Origin of the sequence: Leadbetterella sp. DM7, from assembly GCF_040829825.2 — a bacterium.
Taxonomy (GTDB): Bacteria; Bacteroidota; Bacteroidia; order Cytophagales; family Spirosomataceae; genus Leadbetterella.
Genome location: NZ_JBFOLH020000004.1, coordinates 22,366 through 47,825, shown reverse-complemented (window position 1 = coordinate 47,825; position 25,460 = coordinate 22,366). Strand labels below are relative to the sequence as shown.

The window sequence follows — 25,460 nt, the reverse complement described above, 5'->3', positions numbered from 1 at the left end:
TAGGTACCGAAACCTTTATTTATGAAAAAAATACTACTGCTTCTTCTTATACTTGCCGGCAGTGCACAGGCCCAGATCCAGGATGCTCCCCGGCGAACGGAGGGCGACGGTCCTTACAACCGGCTTATCATCAGGGGAGTTACCCTTATCAATTCTACCGGGGCGCCACCGGTAGGGCCTATAGATATTGTGGTGGAGCAAAACCGGATCCGCGAGATCCGCCAGGTAGGCTACCCGGGTGTACCCATCGACCCGAAACGAAGACCCGCTGCCGGAGCCGGCGATAAAGACCTGGATTGTACCGGGATGTACCTCATGCCCGGTTTCGTGGATATGCACGGTCATATCGGCGGGCGGGCCCAGGGCACCCCGTCAGAGTACGTTTTCAAGCTGTGGCTGGCCCACGGGGTCACTACCATACGCGAACCGGGTTCGGGCAACGGCCTCGACTGGACCCTCAGACACAAGCAGCTGAGCCTGAAAAATGAAATTACGGCACCCCGTATCCTGGCCTACACCTTCTTCGGATCGGGCAGCAGGGAGGCCATCAGCACCCCCGAAGCCGCCCGCATCTGGGTGCAGGAAAATGCCCGTAAGGGAGCTGACGGCATCAAATTCTTCGGGGCAGAACCCGCCGTTTTCCGTGCCGCGCTCGAAGAAAATAAGAAGCTGGGACTGCGTTCTGCCTGCCATCATGCCCAGCTGGATGTGGCCCGCATGAATGTGCTGGCTACCGCCAAAGCCGGGCTTACCTCTATGGAACACTGGTACGGACTGCCCGAAGCCCTGTTCAACGACCGTACCCTGCAGGATTACCCCGCCGACTACAATTACAACAATGAGCAGCACCGTTTCGATGAGGCCGGAAAGCTCTGGAAGCAGGCGGCCGAACCGGGCTCTGAAAAATGGTATAAGGTGATGGATGAGCTGCTGAAGCTGGATTTCACCCTTGACCCTACCTTTAATATTTACGAAGCCAACCGCGACTTCATGCGTGCCCGCCGCGCCGAATGGCACGAAGAATATACCCTGCCCTCGCTGTGGCGGTTTTACGGGCCCAGCCGCATGTCCCACGGAAGCTACTGGCTCGACTGGGGTACCGAGCAGGAGATCCGGTGGAAAGAGAACTACCGCCTCTGGATGCGCTTTGTGAACGAATACAAAAACCGGGGCGGCAGGGTCACTACCGGCTCTGATTCGGGCTATATTTATCAGCTCTATGGCTTTGCCTATATCCGTGAGCTCGAATTGCTGCGTGAGGCGGGCTTCCACCCCTTAGAGGTAATCCAATCGGCCACCATTAAAGGGGCCGAAGCGCTGGGACTGGAAAAAGAGCTGGGTTCGGTAGAGATAGGCAAGCTGGCCGATTTTGTCATTACCACAGAAAACCCGCTGGCCAACTTCAGTACCCTGTACGGTACGGGAGCCATCCGGGTGACCGATGACAACGAGGTGGTACGTGTGGGAGGGGTAAAATATACCGTAAAAGACGGTATTGTATACGATGCCAAAAAGCTGCTGGAAGACGTGAAGGCGATCGTTCAGAAAGCCAAGGAAGATGAAAAATTTGAAATTACTCAGCCGGGGAAAAAATAGTTCCGAGTTCCGGGTGGAGAGTTCCGAGTTCCGAGTAGAGAGTAGAGAGTTACGGGTGGAGAGTAAGGAATCCTGGTTCGTATAACAGGAAACCAAGGGGCCGGTCCATAGCCCCGCACGATGGATCCTGCGCCAATAATCCGGAACTCCCCACTCGAAACTCGAAACTCGAAACTCGGAACTCGGAACTCTCCACCCGGAACTAGTAACTATCTACTAAAAACTAACGATTTACCAATGAAAAAACTTCTGATCCGAAATTTTATACTCTTCCCCGCTTTCCTGCTGCTCACTTCGTCCTGCATTACCGGGAAATATGCCCCGGCGGAGAAAGTATACCGCAAAAAAGTAAAAGCCATGGGAAAACTGCTGACCGAACGGCCGGCGACCAGCCAGCTAGACAAAATCGTATGGGACGACAAGCTCTGGGCCGCTACAACCAACTTCGGTATCCGCAAACCCAATTATGTGGTCATTCACCATACCGCCCAGAATTCTACCGATCAGACCATAAAGACCTTTCAACTGGAGCGCACCGCCGTGAGCTCGCACTACGTGGTGGGAAGAGACGGCAAGGTGGTGCAAATGGTCAATGACTACGCCAGGGCACAGCATGCAGGCTTGGGAAAATGGGGAAATAATACCGATATGAACTCCTCTTCAATCGGCATTGAAATGGACAATAACGGTACCACTGATCCCTGGCCCGAGGTACAGATCAACGCATTGATCGGGCTGCTGAAAGTACTCAGGGAAACTTACAATATTCCGCAGGGCAATTTCCTGGGGCATGCCGACTATGCCCCTAACCGGAAAGTCGACCCCTTCCGGTTTCCCTGGAAACGACTGGCGGAAGAGGGCTTCGGGTACTGGTATGACGAAGAGCCGGAAACCCCTCCGGCGAGCTTCGACCCCGTTTTGGCCCTGCGTATTATCGGCTACGATATCCGGAACATAGACAATACCGTCAGGGCCTTTAAAATTCATTATATCCAGGATGACAGCCCGGAGAATACCCTGAATGAATGGGATATAAAGGTGCTTTATGCTATTTTTAAAAAGTATTTATGACAGGATTGGGGCAGGGTTTCCCGGCGGAAAACGCTGTCCCAATACCCGCCTCACTTTAAATTCAGCACCCAGGTGCTGATCTTCTCCAGTACTTTCGGGGAAATGGTTTCTTCCAGGAGGCTGTACTCTGCCGGGCTACCGGTTTTTGCGGTTTGAAATAAATGGTTCAACCCCTCAAACTCTGCTACCTCAAAATGCTTGTTTCCTCCTTTCTCCAACGACATCCTGATGCCTTCCAGGTTTTCTTTAGCCGGAACATTCATATCTTTGCTTCCGTTTAAAGCCAATAAAGGAACCTTAATTTTTGAAAGGTATTCTTCCGGCTTAAACCTTAGGAAATACCGCCCCCAGGGCGAAGAAAACAAAGGGCCGATCTCGTTCATAAAAGCATTTCCCAGGTTTTCGGGCACTCCGGAAAAAACGGTACTCAGCTCTGCTCTTAATTCCTGGTCAGTATGGGGTGTTTCCCTTTCATTAACCTCCCGGATCAGCCTGTTAAATCCCTGAGATAATCTATTTACGACTTCCTCACTTAGCCCTGTGGCTCTGTACAGATTGGAAAGCTGCAGATCCATGTTCCTGTCCAGGGGAATTCCCGGACCTGCCAGCAATACCATAAATTTTACTTTATTGTTGGTAGTTCCCACCATGGGTGCTATCATTCCTCCTTCTGAATGGCCCATCAGCCCGATGCGGGTGTAGCCCCTTTCTGCCAGGAAATTAACGGCTGAGCTGATATCTCCCGCAAAATCTGCACTGGTGGGACCCGCCTTCCCTCTTTCCGAGCCGCCTACTCCCCGGTCATCGAGCCGAAGTGTGCCGATCCCTTGTTTTGCCAGGTGATCAGCTATCACCCAAAAAGGCTTATGCCCGGCAAGTTCCGAATCACGGTTCTGCGCTCCGCTCCCGGTAATCATTACCACAATAGGAATATCTTTACTTTCACCCGGTGCTGTCAACGTTCCGGCCAGCAGATTCCCCTCCTTTTCATTCCTGAAGGTGACGTCTTCCGTATTATAAGGATACGGCGGCTTCGGCATCTGCGGACGTTTGAGCTCAGCAGCTGCCGGTATCCCTCTTTGAAGGATAAACGGGAGGTTCATTCCCCCCTGAGAAAACGTACCTTCCAGCGTGTTTTCATCTTTCAGTTTCCCGGTGTATTTCAGCGCCTGCGCCGGTGAATTGATGGTCAGCTCACCGTTTTCAAAGCGGGTTTCCCCGAGTGGGATCCCCTTTGCTCCCTGCCGGGGGGAGTCCATAGTGGTTTTGTAGCCGTCTCCCTCCCGGCTGATATTAAAAATGAGGGGAAGCCGGGTTCCCTGCACAGCCAGCTCGCCTGACCATGAACCGGTGATTTCCTGGGCCCAAACCGTATGAGCCATGACCAATAAGAGAATTAATAGCTTTTTCATCTGTATTAAATTTTAGCTGTGAGCGCTAATTTTTACTTGACTTTACCTGCTTTAAAAATACCGTTAGGCTGAATAAATTTCACTGCCTCCACGCTGTCATCTTTCCCTTCAAATTCCACACTAAAACCCGTTAAGGTTTTTATTTCAAACTTCCGGTCTCCAACGGGTAGCAGCTCATATTCCGGTTGTCCCTGGATAAATAAATACAGCTTTTTGTCTTTTGTATATACCCGGGCAATGGCCTGCGGGGCCAGCTGATATTCCCCCACAAACACCTGGAGCTCATTTTCACTCACCTCTTTCGATTTACCGGCTTTGGTAAACGTTAAGGCATCCAGCCCGGGCTGAAGCTGCAGCTTCGTGGAAACGATATCTCCGGCCTCATTCATATAAAACGGGATAAGCACATTAAAAACTTCGGTGGTATCCACCCGCCCGTTATCATCATAGCCTACTGCCTGGAAAACATCGTAATGGTAATGCCGGAGCCACATTTTTTCGACCGGGAATACAGCCATCAGCGAGTCATTCTGATACTTCACTTCAAAAGTTCCGTACGCTTTATGGGTATACAGCCCGGCGTATTCTTCCAGGTGATGCGAGGGCTGCGTACCTTTTTTCCGGTTCTCTTCGCCTGTCGAACCGGAACCTGATTTCGCCTGTGCTTTATTCATCCTGTCATTCCAGTCAACAGGTTTTAAAACCAATAAGCGGTCGGCAATGGTATTTCTGACCACACTGTTCAGGGAAGAAGCATTCTGATTGGTCAACACCACTATTCCTATGCTGTCGGTGGGATAGAAAGCAACATTTGCCGAAAACCCGTCGATATTTCCACCGTGGTCTGCCCGGTAATGGCCTCTGTAAGAGCTTAACATCCAGCCATACCCGTAATTGGATAGATGTACATCAGGCGACTCCGGCTGCGGTAAAAGCGGAGAAATTACCATCTGAGAGCTGATGGCCTCGTTTATATAAGACTCAGGCAGTATTTCTTTGCCGTTCAGCTTCCCCTTGTTTATCCATACTTTCAGCCACCGGGTCATTTCTATTGCGCTGCTGTTGATGCTTCCGGCAGGGCCCATAGCGTTAATATTGTAATAATCCATCTTTGAAACCAGGCTGTCGTTTTTGAGCTCATACCCCAAAGCCGCATCGCTGTCTGCCGTTAATACCGGTATCGAGCTGTTAGACCGTTTCATTCCCATGGGCTCCAATAGCTTTTTGTCAACAATCTTTTCCCAGGTCTCCCCGTAGTGCTTTTCAGCCACCATGCCCTGAACAAGGTACATGAAATTGTTATACTGCCAGGTTTGCCTTAGCGGAGCGGTGGGCTCCATATATTCAATCCGTTTCAGGAGCTCCTCCCTGGAATCCGTGCTGAACAAATACCACGATAAATCATGACGGGGCAGGCCGGTCCGGTGCACGATAAGATCTTTAACGGTTATATTACGGGTCAGGTCGTCGTTAAAAAACTTGAGGCCGGGCAAATAATCCCTGGCCGGCTTGTTGAAATCCAGGCTACCTTCTTTGTTCATCAGCCCCAGGAGTGATGCGGTAAAGGCTTTGGTGCACGACCCTATGGCAAAGAGGGTATTGGGCGTCACGGGAAGCTTGTTTTCGTAATCCCTGTACCCGAAACCCCGGGCATAGATTACGCTGTCTTTTTTGACCACTGCCACCGCAAAACCGGCGGCTTTACGGTCTTTCAGGATTTGCTCCAGTTCCTTTTCAATGCCGGCAAGCGGATCTGCAATTTTCTCCGCTTTCTTCTTCTTCTGGGCATATAGAGGCCCTGTAAAAACCAGGATCAAAACAATGAATAACTTTTTCATAAGGTGAAATGCTTACTATATAAATTGGGTAAAATTCACGAATATCGCTACCATAACAAACAAGGTGATATGATACCACTCCTTCATATTAACAGAAGTTCTGAAACCATTATAGAGAAGTACAAAGCACAGCACAGTTAAGGGAAAAACAATCAGGCTTATTAACATCAGAGCACTTATAGTCAACGGGTCCAAGCCTTTCGGGTTTCGAAGTACTGCGTCTAATGCATTCGAAATAAAAGGTAATTTCTGAAGAAGTGAAAGAGCCACGAGCGGAACATTAGCAATAAGAACCGTATTAAGAATATCGATAAAACGGGCTCTCTTATTAATGAGTAAGCCCAGCAGAAAAAAAGCGGCAACGGCAACCCCGTAACTGCGTAAGGTAGTAATACCTACTTCCGACCAATCTTTCTTTGCATAGGTAATATGAAATAAAGCATCCAGCTTAAACCCAAAAAGATAACCGAAAACAATAGCAATAATTACAGAGGCCAGGCCTGCTCCCAGCAGTACTTTCTCATCAAAATGCGCAACAGGATTAAACAGTTTTTTCATCATTATACGGTTTGCAGGGTTTTCACTTTTTCTATCAGGTCATCCATTTTATTTCGCATGGTGGGGTAAGAAATATCGGCCTGTCGTGCCATTTCCTTAATGCTTCCGCTGGAAAGAAAGAAATTCAGGATAAATTCCTGCTCTTCCTGGGTCAGCCTCAGCAAGACCGGCAGATCAAAGCTTCCGCTGATGGAGGTGTCGCAATAGCTGCACTTCATCTGGCTCACCTTAAGGATGTTTTCACAACTAGGGCAAACGATAGGGAGTTTCATATTCTTTTACCTTTATTAAACAAAGTTAAAATATATTTTAATAAAATTAAAAATAAAGTACTATTTATTTTTAACTATTTTTAAAAAAAGTAACAAAATCGTTGATTTTTACATAAAAAAGCCGCCTACAGGCGGCCCTTATGTACGTGCTCCATACCGGAAACCGGCTACTCCCGGAAGGCTGCTTCCATCTTTTCACGATCAAATTCGCCCTCATTATTCGAGATCCAGATGGTGGCCACACCGTTCCCGATGAAATTGGTGATAGCACGGGCTTCTGACATAAAACGGTCAACCCCCAGCAGAAGAGCCAGTCCTTCTACCGGGATAACCTTGATGGCAGTAAGAGTTGAAGCCAGCACTACAAAGCCGCTGCCCGTAACGCCTGCAGCACCTTTGGATGTCACCATCAATATCCCGATAACCGTCAGCACCTGCTCAAACGTCAGGTGTACGTTATACACCTGGGCCAGGAAAATAACCGCCATAGACAGGTAAATGGTTGTACCGTCAAGATTAAACGAATACCCGGTAGGCACCACCAGCCCCACCACCGATTTCGAACAGCCCATTTTTTCCAGCTTCTCCATCAGCGAGGGTAAGGCCGCTTCAGAAGAAGACGTGCCCAGAACAATCAGGAGCTCTTCACGGATATACCGGAGAAAACGCCCGATGCGCACTTTATACCGCCGCAGGATCAGGTTCAGCACAATAAAGATAAAAAGAGCCATGGTGATATATACCGTAACCATCAGGCTGGCCAGGGGGAGCAGGGTATCAATCCCGTAAACGGCCACCGTATAGGCCATTCCGCCAAAAGCACCCAACGGTGCCAGGTACATTACCTTGTGCAGGGCCCGGAACACCACCCGGGCTATAGGGTTCAGGAAGTCTACTACCTTTTGCCTTCCGCTGTAATTGCTGAAAATTATGCCGAGAACCAGCGAGAGCACCAGCACCTGCAACGTAACGTTATCCCAAAAGAACTGAGCCCAGGTGAAATCATCTACCTGCTGCGTATAACGGCTGATGTCTCCCCCGGCAATATGCTTTCTTTCCACACCAACACCCGGCCGGATCACATTGGCCACCACCACTCCAATGATCAGCGCCAGCGTGGTCACCACTTCAAAATAAATAAGGGCCTTGGCGCCCACCTTCCCTACTTTCTTCAGGTTTCCCATAGAGATCATGCCCAGGGTAATGGTCAGGAAGATAATGGGGTTAATAAAAATCTTGACCAGGCTGATAAATGCGCTGCTGAATGCCTCACTGAAAGAGGCTTTGATTTCAAAAGAAGTAAGGATAAGGCTGAACTTCACTGGCTTGTCCATAATGGGGCTTAAAGCCAGGTCAGGGAAATAATGCCCCAGCAGTGTGCCGGCCACAATAGACAACAAAACCCAGAAAGTGAGATTGGTGAGTATTTTTTTCATGTTTACGAAAACTCAACTTCACGAATTTACAAAAAAAAACTCAACACTCCGTTGCGCTCAGCGCCAGGCCCGCTTCAGACGTCTCCTTATACTTTTTAGACATATCGCGGCCGGTGGCCCGCATTACTTTTATAACGCTGTCAAGAGAGATCTTCTGGTCGCCGGGGTTGCCCGAAGACGCAATCAGGTAGGCATTGTACGCTTTAATGGCCCCCATGGCATTCCTTTCTATACAGGGGATCTGCACATACCCGCCGATAGGGTCACAGGTCATGCCCAGGTGATGCTCAATAGCAATTTCAGCCGCTACTTCGATGGTTTCAATGCTTTTACCGGCACAATGCGCCAGCATGGCCGCCGCCATAGCCGAGGCCGAGCCGATCTCTCCCATGCAGCCCATTTCTGCACCGGAAATAGACGCGTTATGCTTGATCAGGAACCCGATAACAGCAGCCGCAAGCATTCCGCCCCTGATTTTCCGCCTGTCGTAATGGTAATGATTCTTTAAAAGGTACGTCACGCCCGGTATCACCCCTGAAGCCCCCGAAGTAGGCGCAGTAACCACCAGGTTCCCCGCAGCGTTTTCTTCCGATGCCGCCATGCAATAGGCGTTCAGGAACACCATGAAGCTGTCTGACGTGGAAGCGCTGCTTTTGGCCTGCTCATACAAAACAGGGGCCTTCCTTCTCAGCCGTATAGTGCCCGGCAGCTCTCCCCGGTGCTTTAAGCCCCGCTTCACCGCCTTGTGCATGGTTTCAATGATATCGTCTATTTTTTTCAGGATGTCCTTCCTGTCCAGGCCTGACAGGGCTTCTTCGTTGGCCAGCATCAGCTCCGAAAGCGATATCCCGTGCGTAACCAGGTGATCTTTCAGCTGCTTCATAGTGGCGTAAGGATATGGCGGCTGTATTTTGCTCTCCTCTCCTTTCCCTTCTCCCTTCCGCTGAATAAATCCTCCCCCTACTGAATAGTATTCTTCCTCGTGCAAAACTTCACCGTCGCCCAGCAGCTTAAAGACCACGGTATTGGGGTGTGGAGAATCGTACCTCACCCGTTGGAAAATCACGCTGGCGGCAGATACCGTTACCGTGTGCTCTCCTGCTTTGACCGCGTAGGCGTCACCGGGGTTCTTCAGCAATGAGGTAAAAGCTGCCGGGTTAACCGACTCGGGCAACCAGCCCAGAAGTCCGCCGATAACAGCCCGGTCTGTACCGTGCCCTTTACCGGTGGCGCTCAGCGACCCGTACAGGTGAATCTCTATTTTCAGCTCCCGGTGCGCCGGAAAGGTAAGGCGGTTTATCCGCTCAAGAAAATCGTACCCGGCTTTCATAGGTCCTATGGTATGGGAGCTTGACGGCCCGGGCCCGATTTTGAACAAATCAAAAACGGAAGTGGTGATAATCGCCTGTTTCATAAGGTTACGTTGATGTTATATATAGCCCGCAAGCTCAAAAATAACATATAATCATTCGTATGACAAATTTTATTCATCAAACTCCCCCCGAAAGGCAAACCAGCCGAAGCAGCCCAATGAGCCGGCAACAATAGGACAGAGAACAAAAATGTAAATTACCGCGGCAATGATGTTCTCACCGCCGGCTTTCCACAGGGGAATAGCCTGGTTATAGACCAGGTACCAGACCGCTGCCACTCCCAGCAGGATCCATACAATACCTAAAATTCGTTTTATTGTATTCATAGAAGTTCCGAGTTCTTAGTTCCGAGTTCCGAGTTCCGGGTTCTTAGTTCCGGGTGTAATTTAACCCGTTTTGTAGTTTTTCAACGGCTTTTTAATCGTCTACGCGGTTATCTTTGCCGTCGAGGTACACCACGCCTATGACCAGGCAGATGGCCGCAATCACCATAGGATACCACAACCCCTCCAGGTAAGGCTTATCTACCGGTGGCAACAGCCCCTGCTCAACCGCCTTTTCATTGAGGGCTCCTGCCCGGGTGACCAGGAAGGTGGCAATGGCCGGTAGCAGTCCGCCGAAAATACCGTTTCCCACATGATACGGCAGCGACATTGACGTATACCGTATTTTTACAGGAAACATTTCTACCAGGAAAGCGGCTATCGGCCCGTAAACCATGGTCACAAAAAGCACCTGGATGAACACCCAGAAGATCAGTGTGCGCTTATCTGCGTCGTTAATGGTCACGGCCTTATCCGTATGCCGGGCTCCGGCTTTTACGGTGGTGACCTCGCTGTACAGGGTACCATCGCTGTACTTGCGGGTAGTGGTATATACCGAATCTGCTCCTGCTGCCGTTGTATTAAACACCGTCTCGCCGGTCAGCTCAGTCTTGTTCTGTACGTTTGTTGTCTCGTACATCTGCGTATAAATAAACCGGTAGCTCAGTACCGCCACCAGCATCCCCGCCATCATGATCCATTTTCGCCCGATCTTATCCGACAGCCATCCGAAAAAGATAAAGAAAGGGGTACCCAGGCAGAGCGCCCAGATCAGGATACCGTCTACCTGTACCTTCGGAACATGCATGACGCGTTCTATAAACGACATGGCATAAAACTGGCCGGTGTACCATACCACACCCTGTCCCATAGTCACCCCCAGCAAAGCCAGGAGCACATATTTCAGGTTATACCGGTTACCGAATGACTCTTTCAGGGGGTTAGCAGAGGTCTTTCCTTCTGCTTTGGCCCTGGCAAACAGGGGCGACTCATGCATGTTTTTCCGGATGATATACGATACGTAGATCATGACTGCAGAAGCCAGGAAGGGTATCCGCCAGCCGTAGGCATGAAAAGATTCTTCCGACATGCTGCTCCGGGTAACCGCAATCACGATCAGCGAAATGATCAGGCCCGCCGTGGCCGTGGTCTGGATCCAGGAGGTCATCAGGCCCCGCCGGTGATCGGGCGAATGCTCGGCCACATAGGTAGCAGCACCGCCATACTCTCCACCCAGGGCCAGTCCCTGCAGCAGGCGCAGCAGCAGCACCAACAGGGGTGAAATAATGCCGATGGTTTCGTATGCCGGGATACAGCCGATCAGGAAAGTGGCGCCGCCCATGAGCAGCAGCGTGACCATAAAGGTATATTTCCTTCCGATGAGATCGCCCAGCCGGCCGAAAAACAAAGCACCGAAAGGCCGCACAATGAACCCGGCGGCAAAAGTGGCCAGCGTTGACAAAAAGGCAAGGGTTTCATTCCCGCCCGGGAAAAACTTGGTGGAGATAAGGGTGGCAAGACTTCCGAAAATATAAAAATCGTACCACTCGATCATGGTACCCACTGATGACGCGCCGATTACGGCAAACATCGGGCTCCTTTTCTGAGACATGAATGCTTTTACTTAGTTTAAGGTCGAACAAGAGCAAATATATCGGATTTGTGCGTAAAACCGGCTGGAGAGGATGGTTTTGTTTTTTTGTAAATTCGTTTTTTCGTAAATTCGTGTTTTCGAGAGGTGGCTCCATAGCCAGGCAGAAAGACAAAAACACAAAAAACAACATTACCAAACCCGAAACCCTTTAATGAATAACAAGAAAACGTGGAATGCCTGGTGTATGTACGACTGGGCCAATTCTGTTCATAACCTGGTCATTATTACCGTTATATTTCCTATTTACTACCAGTCTACCGTACAGGTTTCTGAAATCAGCGGCACCAAAGAGCTCGTTTCTTTTTTCAATTTTAAATTTGATAAGAACGCCCTCTATACGTTTACCATTTCGGCAGCCTCCCTGCTGCTGGTCTTTCTCAACCCCATTCTTACCGGCATTGCCGACTACTCCGGGCGGAAAAAGATGTTCATGAAATTCTTCTGCTACCTGGGGGCTGCCTCCTGTACGTATTTCTACTTTTTCACCCCGGAAAACCTGGAATTCGTTATGATCGCCTTCGGCCTGTCGATCATCGGCTGGGGTGGAAGCCTTGTATTTTACAATGCCTTTATCCCGCAGATCGCCACAGAAGAGCATTATGACCGCCTCAGCGCGCGCGGGTTTGCGTTCGGATACGTGGGAAGCGTGCTGCTGCTCATCTTTAACCTGCTCCTGATCATGAAGCCCGATCTGTTCGGGTTAACGCAGGCCGACTCCGACTCCGGCTTTACCACCCGTATTTCCTTCATTACCGTAGGGCTCTGGTGGGCCGGCTTTGCGCAGATCCCGTTTTTCCGCCTGCCCAAAGACGAGAACAAGCCTTTCCAGTCGAAGTTTCTTAAAAACGGTTTCCTGCAATTGAAAAACACCTTCCTGAATGTGCGCAAAAGCCGGTACCTGAAACGTTTCCTGCTGGCTTTCCTGGTTTATGACATGGGCGTGATGACCGTCATTTATGTAGCCACCCTCTTTGCCAACGAAGAAATCAATATCCCGAGGCAGGGGCTGATCACTACCCTGCTACTGATCCAGCTTATTGCCATTCCCGGTTCTTACCTGGCATCCCTGCTATCTGAAAAATTCGGTAACACCATTGCTTTACGGATCGAGATCGTGCTCTGGACCATCGTACCCATAGCCGCCTATTTTACAACCACCGCCAACCAGTTTTATGTTATTGCCTGCCTGGTGGGCCTGGTCATGGGCGGGATACAGTCGCTTTCCCGGTCTACTTTTGCCAAGTTTATCCCTGACAATGCGGAAGAAACTTCGGCCTATTTTGCCTTTTATGACATTACGGAGAAAATAGCACTGACCCTCGGAACGTTTATATTCGGGTTCATCCTGGATCAGACCGGCAGCATGCGCAATTCCATCCTGTTCCTGATCGTACTGTTTGTGGCCGGGTTCCTGTTGCTGATCCGTATCCCGTCGAAGCACGTTTATACCGACTGATCCGTAACCTTTAGCTCACAGGCATTGCCCGGAAAATCAGAACTCCCTGCTCTGAACCCGGAACTTTTTATCAGAATGAAGTACCTTATCGCTGACTTAAATATCACTCTCAACGGGCACAAATTCGGTTTTGTGAATAACCTGCTGCACTACGCCGGGAAGAACAGGCCGAACGATGAATTTGTATTCCTGGTTAACCGCTCAGCTGATTTTCAGCTTGAGAGCGCCTATCCGCATATACAGGTTATTCAACCCGCAGCAGAAGAGCAAAAACAGCTGCAAAGCCAGCCGGGGTTGCTCCAAAAATCAGCGGCAGAATGGACGCTCATTGACCGCGAAGCCCGGCGGTACGGCTGTCAGCGGGTGATCCTGATGGAGCTGGATCTTTACCAGGTGGCCATCGGCAGAAATACAGCTCCCTATAAAATCTCGGGGATCTGGTTCCGGCCCTATGCGCGCATGGAACCCGAAGGCAGGGGAATACTTCAAAAAATGCGGTTCCTGAAATCAAAGCTGCAAAAGCAGATGGTGATGAAGCTGGCGCTCCGTAACCCCTCTCTCGATAAAATATTTATTTTGAACGATGAGCAGATGCCCGCCTGGCTGGATGCCCGCCGCTTTTTTACCCTGCCCGACCCCTGGTTTGACTACCCTATGGCAGAAGGCTCTGACCTGCGTAAACAGTACGGTATTCCGGATGATCACATGGTGTTGCTGCAGTTCGGTTATGCGGATGAACGTAAAAACAATGAGAATATACTGGCAGCCCTGAATGAGCTGCCCTATACTGATATAACATTGCTGATCATCGGTAAGTTCAAACCGGGGTATGAAGACGAGCTGAAAAGGCTCAAAACCGGACCGTTCACGATGATCACCCGCGACGAATTCATTTCAGACGAAGAAATGGAAAGTACCTTTCACCAATCGGATGTTATTCTCCGCATGAACGTCAACTTCTTCGGGTCAAGCGGGGTGGTAGGCATAGCCGCCCGGCACGATAAGCCGGTGATTGTTTCTGACAGCGGTGTAATGGCCGAGCTGGTGAAGAAATATAAGCTGGGCGACGTGGTCAACCCCCATGATCCGCAGGCCATCCGGAGCGCGATCCTCCGCTACAGGCAGTCGCCCCCGGTTATTGACGGAGCCGCCTACCGCGATACCCACGATATCCGGGCCTTTGCGGAGGTGTTGTTGGAGGGCGGGCTATAGGCCCGGGAGTGGCGTGCCGCCGTCCCCTCGGGGATAAATCCCCGGGTAGTGGGTGTGCTGATCCTACGGATCAGTGGTTGGAGAGCTGCTCGTTGACGGCATCTACCCAAAGCTTCTGCCCTGCGCAATTCCAGTGGGAATCTCCTGCCTGGTAATAGTTTTTTGCGGTAAAGGCTTTCCACACGCTGATCACAGGTACCTGCAGATCCGGATGGCCCTCCACCCGTTCCACCAGGTGATTATAAGCGGTATCATCCCGGATTAACAGGCTGGATTTATTGGGAATAATGCTCAGATAAACCTCATCAAAACCCAGTGAGCGGTAATGTTCACAGGTAGCATTGGCATGTTTTACAATGCGGCTGATCTCCTCTTCCGGCACCGGGTCATACACCGAGCTGATGCCCGGTGCGAGGTCAAGATCATACACCAGCTGGTTTTTTAGCACACCCACTTTCGGATCTACCCGCCCGAAAACCCGGTAGTTGAAATCTGCTTTCCATTCTTTGATTTTCAGGATAAAATCACTGCTGAAGAGCACCGATTCATGCATCTCCTCGCGGTAAGGAATCTTGTAATCTACCAGGGCACGATAGAGCCCTGCAAAGGAGAAAGACTCCGGGCCAGGCACAGCAGCGGCCGGTTGGGACACAACCCAGTTCATCCAGGGCTTTTCGGAGAAGCGCTCGCGCAGGTGCCGCTCTACGGTCTCAATCACCAGGATCTTTTTCCCGTCTGAAAGCTGCAGCGGTACCTGCCCGTCAGCCACAAATGAGCGAAAGTAACGATCGGTGGCATATTCATTCCGGTTCACCCGCCCCTCTTCCGTAAAGCTGTCACCGGCCAGGTAAAGTGCCACCGGTACCTTTGCCCCCCGATAAGGCCTGTCGCATTTCTCTGCCGGCACCCGGTAAGCCGAAAGATTGGAAAGACGGTACAGATCACCGTACCGGAAATCGTCGCCGATGAACCCGTTGTCTACCAGGTACACGACGGTATCGCGTGAGCATCCCAGGAACCACAGGAAACCGCAAATCACCAACGCTATGTATTTCAGTACCTTCATCAAAACTGGAAATAAATGAATTGATCACCCGAAAATACGCCGAAGAAGTAACACAAAACGGCCAGTCCTGCAAATTTCAGGTAAAACACCGGCGTATTTTTTACGCTGGTTTCCGTAGCAAAAATATCCTTCAGGAACAGGGCAGCAATAAGAAGCCAGCAGAAGATAAATTCATTGACCGAGTACGGCATGGAATAGCCGCTGAAAAAGTCGAACGTCAGCAGCTTACCCAGGATCACCTTTGCATTGTACAGGCCTTTGGCCCGGAAAAACACCCAGGCCAGGGTAACAAGGACAAACGTAAAAATAACCGACAGCACATCGTTTTTAGGAACCCGGAAAGGCAGGTATCGGTCGCGCATACGCGCCAGGATCTGGAATACAGCATGCAGACCGCCCCAGATGATGAAGGTCCAGGCGGCACCGTGCCAGAGCCCGCTCACCAGGAACACAATGGCCAGGTTGCGGTACAATTTCCACTCCCCTTCGCGGCTGCCGCCCAGCGGGATATACAGGTAATCTTTAAACCAGGTGGATAGGGAAATGTGCCACCTCCGCCAGAACTCACCGATACTTTTGGACAAATAGGGCACATCGAAGTTTTTCATCAGGGTGAACCCCATGGTCCGGCCGGCACCAATGGCGATATCAGAATAACCGGAAAAATCACAATAGATCTGGAAGCTGTAAAACACCGATGCCACCAGGAGGGTCAGGCCGGGATGTTCAGCCGGGTTATCAAAGCAATAGTCGACCATTTCGGCCAGGCGGTTACTGATCACCACCTTCTTGAAGAGCCCCCACAGCATCAGCATGAGGCCCGATTTCATATTCTCCCAGTTGAACCTGAAAAAGGTATGAAACTGGGGCAGCATGTTCTGGGGCCTTTCGATAGGTCCGGCCACCAGCTGCGGGTAAAACATTACATAGAGCGAGTAAATGATGAAATCTTTCTCGGGCTTCTGCTTCCGGCGGTACACCTCAATGGTATAGCTCATGGCCTGGAACGTGTGAAACGACAGCCCGATGGGTAGCTCCAGCCGATAGTCGGGCAGGTGATTCACCATACCGAACAGGCTCAGCAGGTGGGTAAGATTATCGTTAAAAAAGTTCCAGTATTTGAAAAAGGCCAGGAAGCCTATGTTGGCAATCAGGCTTAGCACCAGGAACCATTTTCGTTTCCTGCCTTCGCTGTTGGCGATCCAGATACCGGCAAAATAATCGACCACAATGGTCACCAGCAGGATCAGGATATACACCGGCTTGAACACCAGGTAGAAATAACACGACGCCAGCAGCAACAGCCAGATCCTTCCCCGATGACGAATCGAAAAATAAAGGATGGTAACTACGATATAAAACAGTATAAACTGCAGCGAGTCAAATAACATCTATGCCGTATGGGGTTATTCCGGGCTCAAAAATAGAGAAAGTTAGAGGGAATGTAAAATCAGGGGTAAAAATAGTTGGTAACCGTAAAATATAAATTACGGGAGAAAGAATACTTTATTGCCTGTCTCCCCGCTGGTCTGACCATGATCAAACGCAATTTATAGACAATACACTATCTTTGTAACTGAAAAAGATCAGAATTTGAATTACCAGGATACCATTTGTGCTGTAGCCACTCCACCCGGAGTAGGAGCCTTGGCGATTATACGTGTTTCAGGACCCGGGTCTCTTGAAATAGGCAATACTATTTTCAAAGGCGGGGACCTGACCAAAGCAGCCGGAAACACTATCCACTACGGCCGGATAACAGACGGTAACAAAACCGTAGACGAAGTGCTGGTGTCCGTTTTCAAAGCGCCGAAATCGTTCACAGCCGAAGACTCGATCGAGATATCTACCCACGGCAGCCCGTACATTATCCGGTATGTTTTAAAGCTGCTGGTGCAAAACGGATGCCGTTTAGCGGCTCCCGGTGAGTTCACCCAACGCGCCTTTTTAAACGGCCAGATGGACCTGGTACAGGCCGAAGCCGTAGCTGACCTGATCGCCGCCGATTCTGAAGCAGCCCATAAAACGGCGCTGCATCAGCTGCGGGGCGGGTTTTCCAGAAAGCTGGCCGTGCTGCGCGAAGACCTCATCCATTTCGCGAGCCTGGTAGAGCTGGAGCTGGACTTCGGCGAAGAAGACGTGGAATTTGCCGACCGTGACGACCTCCGCGCGCTGATCCTGAACATCCAGGCCCAGATCCTGCCCCTGCTGAGCTCCTTTGATAACGGGAACGCCATCAAGGAAGGCTTCCCGGTAGCCATCATCGGAGCACCCAACGCCGGGAAATCGACCCTGCTGAATGCCCTGCTGAACGAAGAAAAAGCCATTGTCACCGACATTGCCGGCACCACCCGCGACATCATCGAAGACACGCTGATCATTGGCGGGATCAAATTCCGCTTCATTGATACTGCCGGCATCCGGGAAACCGACGACCTCATCGAGTCGATGGGGATAGAACGCTCCAAAAAGGCCCTGAAAGAAGCCCGGCTGGTGATCTTTCTCTACGATTCACCGGAAGGCTACTCTTTCCTGCAAAACCTGCGCGACCAGGTTTCCGACCAGCAGGTTTTATTCTGGGTAAGAAACAAAACCGATCTTTCCCCTGCCCCTATCCGGGACGAAGAGCTCAGCATTTCCGCCAAAGAAAACCAGGGCCTCGAAGCTCTCAAAACCGCCGTTGTCAGCGCCGTTCAGGACCTGAAAACCGAAGATAACACCATCACCAACATCCGCCACTACGAACACCTCTCCAAAGCCAACGACGCCCTCAACGACGTCCTCTCCGGCCTGGCCGCCGGCATCACCGGCGACTTCCTGGCCCAGGATATCCGCGTGGCGCTGCATCATCTGGGGGAAATTACAGGGACGATATCAACAGATGATTTGCTGAAGAATATTTTCGGGAAGTTTTGTATCGGAAAGTAACCGGGATAAACAAACCAGTAATAAAAATAGAATAATCATTATAAAGCCCTGATTTAAGGGCTTTTTTATTGCATTGATATTACGATCTGTTTTGTGATACTATAAGTTTATTACGTTTATTTTTGTACCTTTATTGTACCTTATCGAGTTGAGGTACAAACTCGACCCTTTTATAGGGAAATCAATATTGCGGTCATAAATGCTCACCACACTGTCTATAAAGAGCATATTGGATTCAGCAAATTGACATCATACACAAGAACTTAGAATTTGGAAGATGGCAGGAGAGTAATCTATAGTGAAGTTGGTTAAGGGTTAGGGCACTTTTTTAAATCACTTCCACATTTGGGAATTTTATTTACCTTCACACTGTTATGAGAATATTCACCAAAGGCACTGGCAAAGTTCTGGAACATCTATCCTGATGCATACCCGTCGTTAAAGACGTGGTTTGACGTGGTAGAGGAAACAGACTTTAAAAACCCGAATGAGGTAATTAAGCTGTTCAAAGGAGCTGACACCGTAGGAAATAGCCGGATCGTATTCAACATTTGTCGCAACAAGTACAGGATGATTGCAAAATTCGAGTATGACAGAGGGTTTGTTTTTGTCAGGTTCATAGGCATCCATAAAGACTACGATAAGATAGAGGATATAAAAAACATCTGATTATGAATATTGACGATATAAAAATCAAGCCCATCGTAACAGAGGAGGATTTTGAGGAGGCCAGCCAGATCATTGAGGCTTTGGTTGATGCGGATATGATAGAAGACGAAGCCCAAAGAACAAAGGCCCTGAACATTTTGGAAGCCATTACCGTACTGGCCATTGATTACGAGAAAAAACACTACCCTATGCCTCCGCTGGATCCGATAGAGGCCATTAAACAGCGTATGGAAATGCTGAATCTGAACCAAAAGGATGTTGCCCGTTATTTTGGCGGAGAAAACCGGGTTTCCGAGGTTCTGAACAAAAAAAGGCAGCTTACTTTAAATATGGTTAAGAAGCTCCATAAACACTTTGGTATTCCGGCCGAGGTATTACTTGCCTGAAAATAAAAACGTCTTAAAGGAAATAGCTATAGCGTGTTGGACAGACTTTTTTTATAACAAATAGCTATGGTACTTGCAGATATTATTAAAATATGGCTTACCGATGAAGCCATACACATAGAAACCAAAGAGGGTAAAACAGGAACGGAGTACTTTGCCGATTATCCGAGCCTGAAAAATGCTACTCAAAAACAAAGGGAAAGCTATACCACCTCCGCTTTCGGCATACATTGGGCGGAACTGGACGAGGATTTGAGCTTCGGGGGCTTTTTTAAACCGAAAATGGGGAAAACATTCAGCAAGTTCAAGAATTGAATATTTCCGCTTTTGCCAGAAGATTAGGTATTTCCCAACCCTTGATAGCAGCTTATATTAACGGCAGCAAAATCCCGAGCGAATCCCGGAAGAAGGAAATAGAAAAAGAACTACACCGCATTGGTAAAGAGCTTTTGGAAGTTTCTCTCTAATCAGAGCATTCCTCTATATTGAAAGACCGGAAAGTATACTACCTTTCAATCTATCCTTTTACCTTATCCGTTAAAACTTCAGCAGAACGCACCCCGCTTCACTCCGCTCCGTACAACAGTCGCCACCGGTCAGTCGTGTCCTGCCGGGCGTATGTACGTACCAGGTTCCGGTAGGCATCCTGGCCGGGATCGATGTCGAGGATCCGGACCAGGTCATTGCAGATGTCCTGGTGTTCAGCCTCCCATCCGCTGATCTGCTGGTAGGGCCAGCTGCTTACTTCCTTGCCGAGGAATGAGGTGAGGTAGTCCATTGCTGTAAAGATGGACCGCCCGTCGGCCGACTTGCTATGCAGCAGATCGATTCCCAGCCTTTTGGCCATTGCGCAGACGTCGATCATATGGCTTAGGTTGTATTGGGAATAATGATAGGCGAGGGTACGCCACAGCTCGTTGGGCTGTTTCCCATCCGGCTCGATCTGAGCGAATATCCTTCTCCCCGGGAAATCCCGGATGATGGCTCTGGCGGCTTTCTCATTTCCCGCAAAAAGGTGGTAAGAGATCAGTTGCGCATCGTAGGAAGTGGAATGGTTATTTTTAGCGATGTTCTCCATTTTGCCCTGCCTGCTTACCTGGAACCAGTTGGCAAAATCCCTGAACCATTGTTTAAGCGCTTCCCGGTCTTGCGGGGTATAGCCCGGCGATCCGTTCAGCAATTGTATACTGTTAAGCATATCGACGAACGAATAGCTGTCGATAAGGCCTTCCGGCCGGCCCTTTGAGCCGTTCCTTCCCGGAATAAATTGTGCGTACTCCAGGTGTGGATTCATGCGGGTGTCTTTGTTCAAAAACCAGGTCCGGAGGATCTCAACAGCCTTTTGGGCGTATTTTTCCTCTTCGCTGTAGAAGTAGGCCAGGGATAACGTATTCACGGCGGAACACATATTGCCCAGTGTATTCCGGTCGTAGTGGTTCAGTTCGGGATTCGACTGCCCGTCTTTGTAAATGTAAGGCAGCCTGTCGGGGGTATCCGGATTAGGCCACCAGTACCGGCTCAGGCTTACGTAGTCGTGCTTGTCTCCGCTGGGCGCTATACCTTCTTTTTGGGTCACGGAATAGGTGTGCTGCCTGAGCAGCAGGCTGTCAGCCTCCAGGATCAGGGTTCTGTACGCAGGTGCATAGTCAGAAGAGGCCAGCTGACCTTTAATGGTATGCATTTTCTGCACATCCCATAACCATTGAGCCTGCAGATTATACCTTACTGCCGTTACAAGCAGGAGAAATAGGCAGGTTATAATTGTTTTTTTACGGCCGGTTTTCATATATAAATCATATTGCAGGAACGGGTACCTTGTGCTGCAAAGGTATCGGGTAGATACCGTCCCGCAGGGGTAATTATCGCTTATTTCCATAGTAAAAATCGTTCAGATTGTCCCTTCTGAGGTATTTAGCCCGGGCAGAAGGAGAAACCGAAAGTAAAAAGGTTAAGAACGGGGCTCGTGAGAAAAAGAATCAAATTTATACGTGATAATTTCCGCCTGTTCAATGGCATTCAATGCGATGTATTCACTGGGCGACTTGCCAAAATAGTTTCTGAACGATTTACTGAAATACTTGGGGTCGCTGAAACCGATCTGGTAGGCCACCTGGCTGACCTGTGTATGGCCCTGGGCAAGTAATTGGGCCGCCTTTTTAAGCCGTAATATATTGATGAGCTCAATAACGCTTAAGTCGGTCAGCTGCTTCAGTTTCCGGTAAAGTACCGGCCGGCTCATGCTGAGCTCCCTGGCCAGTACATTCACATTGAAGTTTACTTCTGCAAGGTTATCTTCAATCAGCCGGATGACCTTATGCAGGAATTGCTGATCGGCATCCGGCTCACTGACTTCCTGCTGCGGGGTGAGCACATATTCCCGGATAAACTTTTTGCGGAAACGCTCACGGGCGGCTAAAATGTTCCGTATCTTGAGCGACAGCACTTCCGGGTGGAAGGGTTTGGTCAGGTAGTCGTCGCTACCGGATTGCAGGCCTTCAATAACGCTTTCCATGGCCGTACGTGCCGTGAGCAACAATACAGGGATGTGGTTGGTGTCCAGGGTTTGCTTGATGTTTTTCAGCAGCGATATGCCATCGGCTACCGGCATCATGATGTCAGTGATGACCAGGTCGGGTAAATGCGACCTGACCAGCTCCCAGCCTTCCTGCCCTTCGGCCGCTTCCAGTATCGTATAATCGTCAAGCAGGCTTTGGGCTATCACTGTCCGTATTTCCTCGTGGTCATCCACCACAAGAATAAGCGGCCGGCCGGAAGCGTTCCCGGTAGGAGCCGGCGCATTTGCAGGATACACAGCGTCATCAACATCCTTTACGGACGGTTCCTCCACCCGCTTTCCGGGCTCCTCTTTTCCGGAACCGGTCACTTCCCCCGGTTTTAAATGCACATTCCCCAAAGGCAGCTCCACCGTGAAACAGGTGTAGGTAGGTTGTTCCTCTCCGTTGTAGCTCTCCACATGGATTTTTCCGCCATGCATTTCCGTCAGGTTTTTGGCTAAAGCCAGGCCTATCCCCGAACCAAAATGCCCCTGCCTTTTTTCGTGTCCGGTCTGAAGCTGATAGTAAAATTCAAAGATGGAAGACAGCTTGTCGGCAGGAATTCCTTTGCCGTTATCCCATACACGAATGGCCACAGCCCCCTGCGGACAGGTAAGGGAAGGTTCTGTTTTTTCAACATCCAGCTTTACCTTTCCTCCTGCAGGAACAAACTTGAATGCATTGGAAAGCAGGTTATAGATTACTTTTTCCAACTGATCGGTATCAAACCAAACCTCGATACCCGCCGCGGGTCTCTTGTATTGAAAACGGATGTTCCGCTCCTCCGCATAGTGCGTAAATTCCGCTGCGATCCGGTCTGTGAACGCCGCGAGGTCATGGGCGGCCACTGCCAGCTGGAAACTCCCGCTTTCCTGCTTCCTGAAGTCCAGCAGCTGGTTCACCAGGTTGAGCAATCGCAGCGAGTTGTTTTTCACGGTAGCCATCATGGTCCTGGCATTTTCATCCAGGTTCATGTGGGTGATCAGGTGCTGCACGGGTGCCAGGATGAGCGTGAGAGGAGTACGAAATTCATGGGAGATGCTGGTAAAAAAGTTAAGCTTGATCTCGTTGATTTCCCGTTGCCTTTCATTTTCCAGGTGTTCCAGCTGCAGCTCGTGTTCCAGCCGGCTCCTGATTTTGGTAAACCGGATGATCATATAAACGGCCGTCACGATCAGGGCCAGGTAAATGGCATAGGCCCACCAGGTTTGCCAGGGCGGCGGCAGGATCCGGATGGTCAGCGCGGCAGGCTCTTCGTTCCAGATGCCGTCATTGCTCGCCCCTTTGGCCAGCAGCGTATAGGTACCCGCATGCAGGTTGGTATAGGTAGCTGAAGGGACGTTTACGTAGTTCCACTGATTTTCCAGGCCTTCCAGGCGATACGCATACCTGTTCTTTTCAGGCAATACGTAATTGATAGCCGAAAATTCAATGGTGAAAATATTCTGCTTGTGTGTGAGTACAATGGTATCGGTAACGGAAATGGGTTTCTCCAGAACATGCTTTTTACCGGGAACCACGGGTTCGTTAAACAGCCGGAAATCAGTAAATACAATGGGGGGCACATAGTTACTGGCACTGAAGTTCCGGGGATAAAAAGAAGTAAGACCGTGCGTACCACCGAAAATCAGCTGCCCGTCGGCAGCTTTACAGTAAGCGCCGATCGAAAACTCGTTGCCCCCGATGCCGTCTTTGATATTATACGACCGGACGCTGCCCGATCCGGGATTGAAGCTGCAGATACCGTTATTGGTGCTGAGCCACAGCTTTTGCTGATCTTCCAGTATGCCGAAGATGTTGTTGCCGGGCAGCCCGTCACGCTCGCTGAAACGGCTGAACGACCCTGTCTCCGGGATATATTGGTTCAACCCGTCTTTGTACGTACCCAGCCACACACGGTTCCGGCTGTCTTCAAAGATGCTGATAACCACGTTTCCGCTGATGCTGCCCGGGTCATCGGGCGAAAAACGGAAAACTTCAAAATGATCCGTGCCCGCGCGTTTCAGATTCAGCCCGTCTTCAGTGCCCACCCAGATATTGCCCCGGCTATCGATGAAAACCGTGCGTATCAGATCTGAGCTGATGTGATAACGGCCCGTTTTGCCTGCCCGGTAGCTCTCAAAGTGCATCTCCCGGCCGGTTTTTTTAAGATTGAGACCGCCGCCATACGTGCCAAACCACATATTTCCCTGCCTGTCTTCTTTGATGGCATATACGTTATTATGGGATAACGAATGGGGTACAGACGGATCATTCCTGACGTGCTGGAAGGTATGACTACCTTTTCGCAACAGGTTCAGCCCGCCCTGGTAGGTGCCTACCCAAAGATCGCCTTCCTGATCAAGATGGAGCGACTTCACATGGTTATGGCTCAGGGTACCCGGATTCGCCGGATCATGTTTGAATTGCCGGAAAACATGCCCGAACCGGTCCATGTAATTCAGCCCGCCCCCTTCCGTGCCTACCCACAGGTTTCCCCTGCTGTCTTCCAATATACCGCTTACCACATTGTAGCTCAGGCTGCTTACATAAGGGCTGTATGCATAATTCCTGAAAACCGGGATATGCCGGTCATAAACGCATACCCCGCTGTAATACGTTCCGATCCACACCGATCCGCGGGCGTCCTGGAAAATCGGCCGGATGGAATTACTGGTAAGCGAAAACTGGTCGTAATCATTGGCTGAATACGTCAGGAAGCCCTCCGCTTCGGAATAATAGTTCAGGCCGTTAATGGTACCGATCCAATACCCGCCAAAGCGGTCCCTGAGGATAGACCTTACATCATTCCCGGCCAGGGACCGCCCCTTTGCGTGAGGTTGATGAACAAGATAGCTGAATTGCCGGGTGAGGGTGTTGTACACGTTGATACCGCCCTCCCTTGTGCCGAACCAGAAAATGCCGTCTTTCACTTCCTGTACCACCCGCACATCTTCGCTGTTCAGCTCCCCTTCCCGTTGCCGGAAATGCCTTTGCAGCCGGAGAGCAGATCCGCTGCGGTAGGGCTCAAAAACCAGCACCCCGTTAACCGTACTTAACCAGATGTTCTTTTTCCTGTCTTCGTAGAAAGACATTACATTGCTGCACCCCATGGGCAGCTGATATCTCACGGCTTCAAATACGAGCGTCAGCGGTTCGGTTGCCGACTGCTCATCATAGCAGTATAACCCCTGATTGGTACCTAACCAGACCCGGCCGGCCCGATCTTCCACAATGGACCATATCATAGGTTCTGAGGAAGAATTGCCGGATGAGTTATCCGGAAGAGGTACACGGATGAAACGGTCACGAAGGCGGTCATACCGGTTCAGGCCGGTACGGGTACCGACCCATAGCCGCTTTTTGCTATCCTCCAGTAAAGAAAGAACATAGTTATCTGTCAGCGATGTACTATCCGAAGGAACATTGCGGTAAGTGATGAACTTCCGGGAATCGTAACGGTTCAGGCCGTCCCGCGTTCCTATCCACATAAAGCCGAGGTAATCCTGGCACAGCGCGAAAACACTGCTTTGCGACAGCCCCTCTCTTAGCCCGACCTGTGTAAATTTGACCGGGTTCTGGCCAAATGTGACGGAAGCCAGCAACAGGGCCGCCGCCAGAAGGACAGAAGATACAGCAGAGCAGCGCATGTATTGTTTTAAGGTATCAGGTACAA

21 protein-coding genes are annotated in these 25,460 nt (G+C 50.2%); 9 read left to right on the top strand and 12 right to left on the bottom strand.

Annotated elements, in window-relative coordinates:
• The first annotated feature begins 21 nt into the window (after positions 1-21).
• Positions 22-1,596, top strand: coding sequence for an amidohydrolase family protein (locus AB2U10_RS05750; RefSeq protein WP_367913393.1), 1,575 nt, complete (start codon positions 22-24; stop codon positions 1,594-1,596).
• A gap of 237 nt (positions 1,597-1,833) precedes the next feature.
• On the top strand, positions 1,834-2,667 hold the full coding sequence (locus AB2U10_RS05745; protein ID WP_367913392.1) for an N-acetylmuramoyl-L-alanine amidase: 834 nt from the start codon (positions 1,834-1,836) through the stop codon (positions 2,665-2,667).
• 50 nt (positions 2,668-2,717) lie between these two features.
• Here the strand turns inward: AB2U10_RS05745 and AB2U10_RS05740 are convergent, their stop codons facing one another.
• From AB2U10_RS05740 to AB2U10_RS05705, 8 genes are all read right to left on the bottom strand, one after another.
• A complete protein-coding gene (locus AB2U10_RS05740) occupies positions 2,718-4,079 on the bottom strand; it encodes an alpha/beta hydrolase family protein (protein ID WP_367913391.1) in 1,362 nt (453 codons plus the stop codon).
• 32 nt (positions 4,080-4,111) lie between these two features.
• The gene (locus AB2U10_RS05735) at positions 4,112-5,917 is read right to left on the bottom strand and encodes a serine hydrolase (protein WP_367913390.1); all 1,806 of its coding nucleotides are present in this window, start codon (positions 5,915-5,917) and stop codon (positions 4,112-4,114) included.
• A 15-nt stretch (positions 5,918-5,932) separates the two neighbouring features.
• The gene (locus tag AB2U10_RS05730; RefSeq protein WP_367913389.1) at positions 5,933-6,478 is read right to left on the bottom strand and encodes a hypothetical protein; all 546 of its coding nucleotides are present in this window, start codon (positions 6,476-6,478) and stop codon (positions 5,933-5,935) included.
• Entirely contained in the window at positions 6,478-6,747 is a 270-nt protein-coding gene (locus tag AB2U10_RS05725; RefSeq protein ID WP_367913388.1) for a DUF2089 family protein, read from the bottom strand. The genes AB2U10_RS05730 and AB2U10_RS05725 overlap by 1 nt, the downstream gene beginning before the upstream one ends.
• A 167-nt stretch (positions 6,748-6,914) precedes the next feature.
• Positions 6,915-8,183 (bottom strand): cation:dicarboxylate symporter family transporter, encoded by a 1,269-nt coding sequence (locus AB2U10_RS05720; RefSeq protein WP_367913387.1) that lies wholly within the window; start codon positions 8,181-8,183, stop codon positions 6,915-6,917.
• Between the two features lie 40 nt (positions 8,184-8,223).
• Positions 8,224-9,597 carry an L-serine ammonia-lyase gene (locus AB2U10_RS05715; RefSeq protein ID WP_367913386.1) on the bottom strand — a complete coding sequence of 458 codons (1,374 nt, stop codon included), beginning with the start codon at positions 9,595-9,597 and terminating at the stop codon, positions 8,224-8,226.
• Positions 9,598-9,666: 69 nt separating this feature from the next.
• The gene (locus AB2U10_RS05710) at positions 9,667-9,882 is read right to left on the bottom strand and encodes a DUF6814 family protein (RefSeq protein ID WP_367913385.1); all 216 of its coding nucleotides are present in this window, start codon (positions 9,880-9,882) and stop codon (positions 9,667-9,669) included.
• Between the two features lie 91 nt (positions 9,883-9,973).
• Positions 9,974-11,491, bottom strand: coding sequence for an MFS transporter (locus tag AB2U10_RS05705; RefSeq protein ID WP_367913384.1), 1,518 nt, complete (start codon positions 11,489-11,491; stop codon positions 9,974-9,976).
• A 193-nt stretch (positions 11,492-11,684) separates the two neighbouring features.
• On the opposite strand from AB2U10_RS05705, the gene AB2U10_RS05700 reads away from it, so the two are divergent.
• Both AB2U10_RS05700 and AB2U10_RS05695 read left to right on the top strand, forming a co-directional pair.
• Positions 11,685-12,989, top strand: coding sequence for an MFS transporter (locus AB2U10_RS05700; protein ID WP_367913383.1), 1,305 nt, complete (start codon positions 11,685-11,687; stop codon positions 12,987-12,989).
• 75 nt (positions 12,990-13,064) lie between these two features.
• Positions 13,065-14,201: a glycosyltransferase gene (locus AB2U10_RS05695; RefSeq protein WP_367913382.1), complete on the top strand. Its 1,137-nt coding sequence runs from the start codon at positions 13,065-13,067 to the stop codon at positions 14,199-14,201.
• Positions 14,202-14,271: 70 nt separating this feature from the next.
• Here the strand turns inward: AB2U10_RS05695 and AB2U10_RS05690 are convergent, their stop codons facing one another.
• A complete protein-coding gene (locus tag AB2U10_RS05690; protein ID WP_367913381.1) occupies positions 14,272-15,267 on the bottom strand; it encodes a hypothetical protein in 996 nt (331 codons plus the stop codon).
• Entirely contained in the window at positions 15,267-16,658 is a 1,392-nt protein-coding gene (locus AB2U10_RS05685) for an MBOAT family O-acyltransferase (RefSeq protein ID WP_367913380.1), read from the bottom strand. The genes AB2U10_RS05690 and AB2U10_RS05685 overlap by 1 nt, the downstream gene beginning before the upstream one ends.
• A gap of 202 nt (positions 16,659-16,860) precedes the next feature.
• On the opposite strand from AB2U10_RS05685, the gene mnmE reads away from it, so the two are divergent.
• From mnmE to AB2U10_RS05660, 5 genes are all read left to right on the top strand, one after another.
• A complete protein-coding gene (gene mnmE, locus AB2U10_RS05680; protein ID WP_367913379.1) occupies positions 16,861-18,195 on the top strand; it encodes a tRNA uridine-5-carboxymethylaminomethyl(34) synthesis GTPase MnmE in 1,335 nt (444 codons plus the stop codon).
• Between the two features lie 456 nt (positions 18,196-18,651).
• Complete coding sequence (locus tag AB2U10_RS05675; RefSeq protein WP_367913378.1) at positions 18,652-18,864, top strand: type II toxin-antitoxin system HigB family toxin; 213 nt, start codon at positions 18,652-18,654, stop codon at positions 18,862-18,864.
• A 2-nt stretch (positions 18,865-18,866) separates the two neighbouring features.
• The gene (locus AB2U10_RS05670) at positions 18,867-19,250 is read left to right on the top strand and encodes a helix-turn-helix domain-containing protein (protein ID WP_367913377.1); all 384 of its coding nucleotides are present in this window, start codon (positions 18,867-18,869) and stop codon (positions 19,248-19,250) included.
• A 66-nt stretch (positions 19,251-19,316) separates the two neighbouring features.
• Positions 19,317-19,565: a DUF2442 domain-containing protein gene (locus AB2U10_RS05665; RefSeq protein WP_367913376.1), complete on the top strand. Its 249-nt coding sequence runs from the start codon at positions 19,317-19,319 to the stop codon at positions 19,563-19,565.
• On the top strand, positions 19,562-19,717 hold the full coding sequence (locus AB2U10_RS05660; protein WP_367913375.1) for a helix-turn-helix domain-containing protein: 156 nt from the start codon (positions 19,562-19,564) through the stop codon (positions 19,715-19,717). The genes AB2U10_RS05665 and AB2U10_RS05660 overlap by 4 nt, the downstream gene beginning before the upstream one ends.
• Positions 19,718-19,815: 98 nt before the next feature.
• Here the strand turns inward: AB2U10_RS05660 and AB2U10_RS05655 are convergent, their stop codons facing one another.
• Positions 19,816-20,931 carry an alginate lyase family protein gene (locus AB2U10_RS05655; RefSeq protein WP_367913374.1) on the bottom strand — a complete coding sequence of 372 codons (1,116 nt, stop codon included), beginning with the start codon at positions 20,929-20,931 and terminating at the stop codon, positions 19,816-19,818.
• A gap of 267 nt (positions 20,932-21,198) precedes the next feature.
• Entirely contained in the window at positions 21,199-25,434 is a 4,236-nt protein-coding gene (locus AB2U10_RS05650; RefSeq protein ID WP_367913373.1) for a hybrid sensor histidine kinase/response regulator transcription factor, read from the bottom strand.
• Positions 25,435-25,460: the final 26 nt, after the last annotated feature.

Coding starts and splice junctions, on each gene's coding strand:
- AB2U10_RS05735 (WP_367913390.1), bottom strand. CDS start 5,917: ATGAAAAAGTTATTCATTGTTTTGATCCTGGTTTTTACAGGGCCTCTA.
- AB2U10_RS05665 (WP_367913376.1), top strand. CDS start 19,317: ATGGTACTTGCAGATATTATTAAAATATGGCTTACCGATGAAGCCATA.
- AB2U10_RS05695 (WP_367913382.1), top strand. CDS start 13,065: ATGAAGTACCTTATCGCTGACTTAAATATCACTCTCAACGGGCACAAA.
- AB2U10_RS05700 (WP_367913383.1), top strand. CDS start 11,685: ATGAATAACAAGAAAACGTGGAATGCCTGGTGTATGTACGACTGGGCC.
- AB2U10_RS05725 (WP_367913388.1), bottom strand. CDS start 6,747: ATGAAACTCCCTATCGTTTGCCCTAGTTGTGAAAACATCCTTAAGGTG.
- AB2U10_RS05670 (WP_367913377.1), top strand. CDS start 18,867: ATGAATATTGACGATATAAAAATCAAGCCCATCGTAACAGAGGAGGAT.
- AB2U10_RS05655 (WP_367913374.1), bottom strand. CDS start 20,931: ATGCATACCATTAAAGGTCAGCTGGCCTCTTCTGACTATGCACCTGCG.
- AB2U10_RS05690 (WP_367913381.1), bottom strand. CDS start 15,267: ATGAAGGTACTGAAATACATAGCGTTGGTGATTTGCGGTTTCCTGTGG.
- AB2U10_RS05715 (WP_367913386.1), bottom strand. CDS start 9,597: ATGAAACAGGCGATTATCACCACTTCCGTTTTTGATTTGTTCAAAATC.
- AB2U10_RS05750 (WP_367913393.1), top strand. CDS start 22: ATGAAAAAAATACTACTGCTTCTTCTTATACTTGCCGGCAGTGCACAG.
- AB2U10_RS05740 (WP_367913391.1), bottom strand. CDS start 4,079: ATGAAAAAGCTATTAATTCTCTTATTGGTCATGGCTCATACGGTTTGG.
- AB2U10_RS05730 (WP_367913389.1), bottom strand. CDS start 6,478: ATGATGAAAAAACTGTTTAATCCTGTTGCGCATTTTGATGAGAAAGTA.
- AB2U10_RS05705 (WP_367913384.1), bottom strand. CDS start 11,491: ATGTCTCAGAAAAGGAGCCCGATGTTTGCCGTAATCGGCGCGTCATCA.
- AB2U10_RS05720 (WP_367913387.1), bottom strand. CDS start 8,183: ATGAAAAAAATACTCACCAATCTCACTTTCTGGGTTTTGTTGTCTATT.
- AB2U10_RS05685 (WP_367913380.1), bottom strand. CDS start 16,658: ATGTTATTTGACTCGCTGCAGTTTATACTGTTTTATATCGTAGTTACC.
- AB2U10_RS05745 (WP_367913392.1), top strand. CDS start 1,834: ATGAAAAAACTTCTGATCCGAAATTTTATACTCTTCCCCGCTTTCCTG.
- AB2U10_RS05650 (WP_367913373.1), bottom strand. CDS start 25,434: ATGCGCTGCTCTGCTGTATCTTCTGTCCTTCTGGCGGCGGCCCTGTTG.
- AB2U10_RS05710 (WP_367913385.1), bottom strand. CDS start 9,882: ATGAATACAATAAAACGAATTTTAGGTATTGTATGGATCCTGCTGGGA.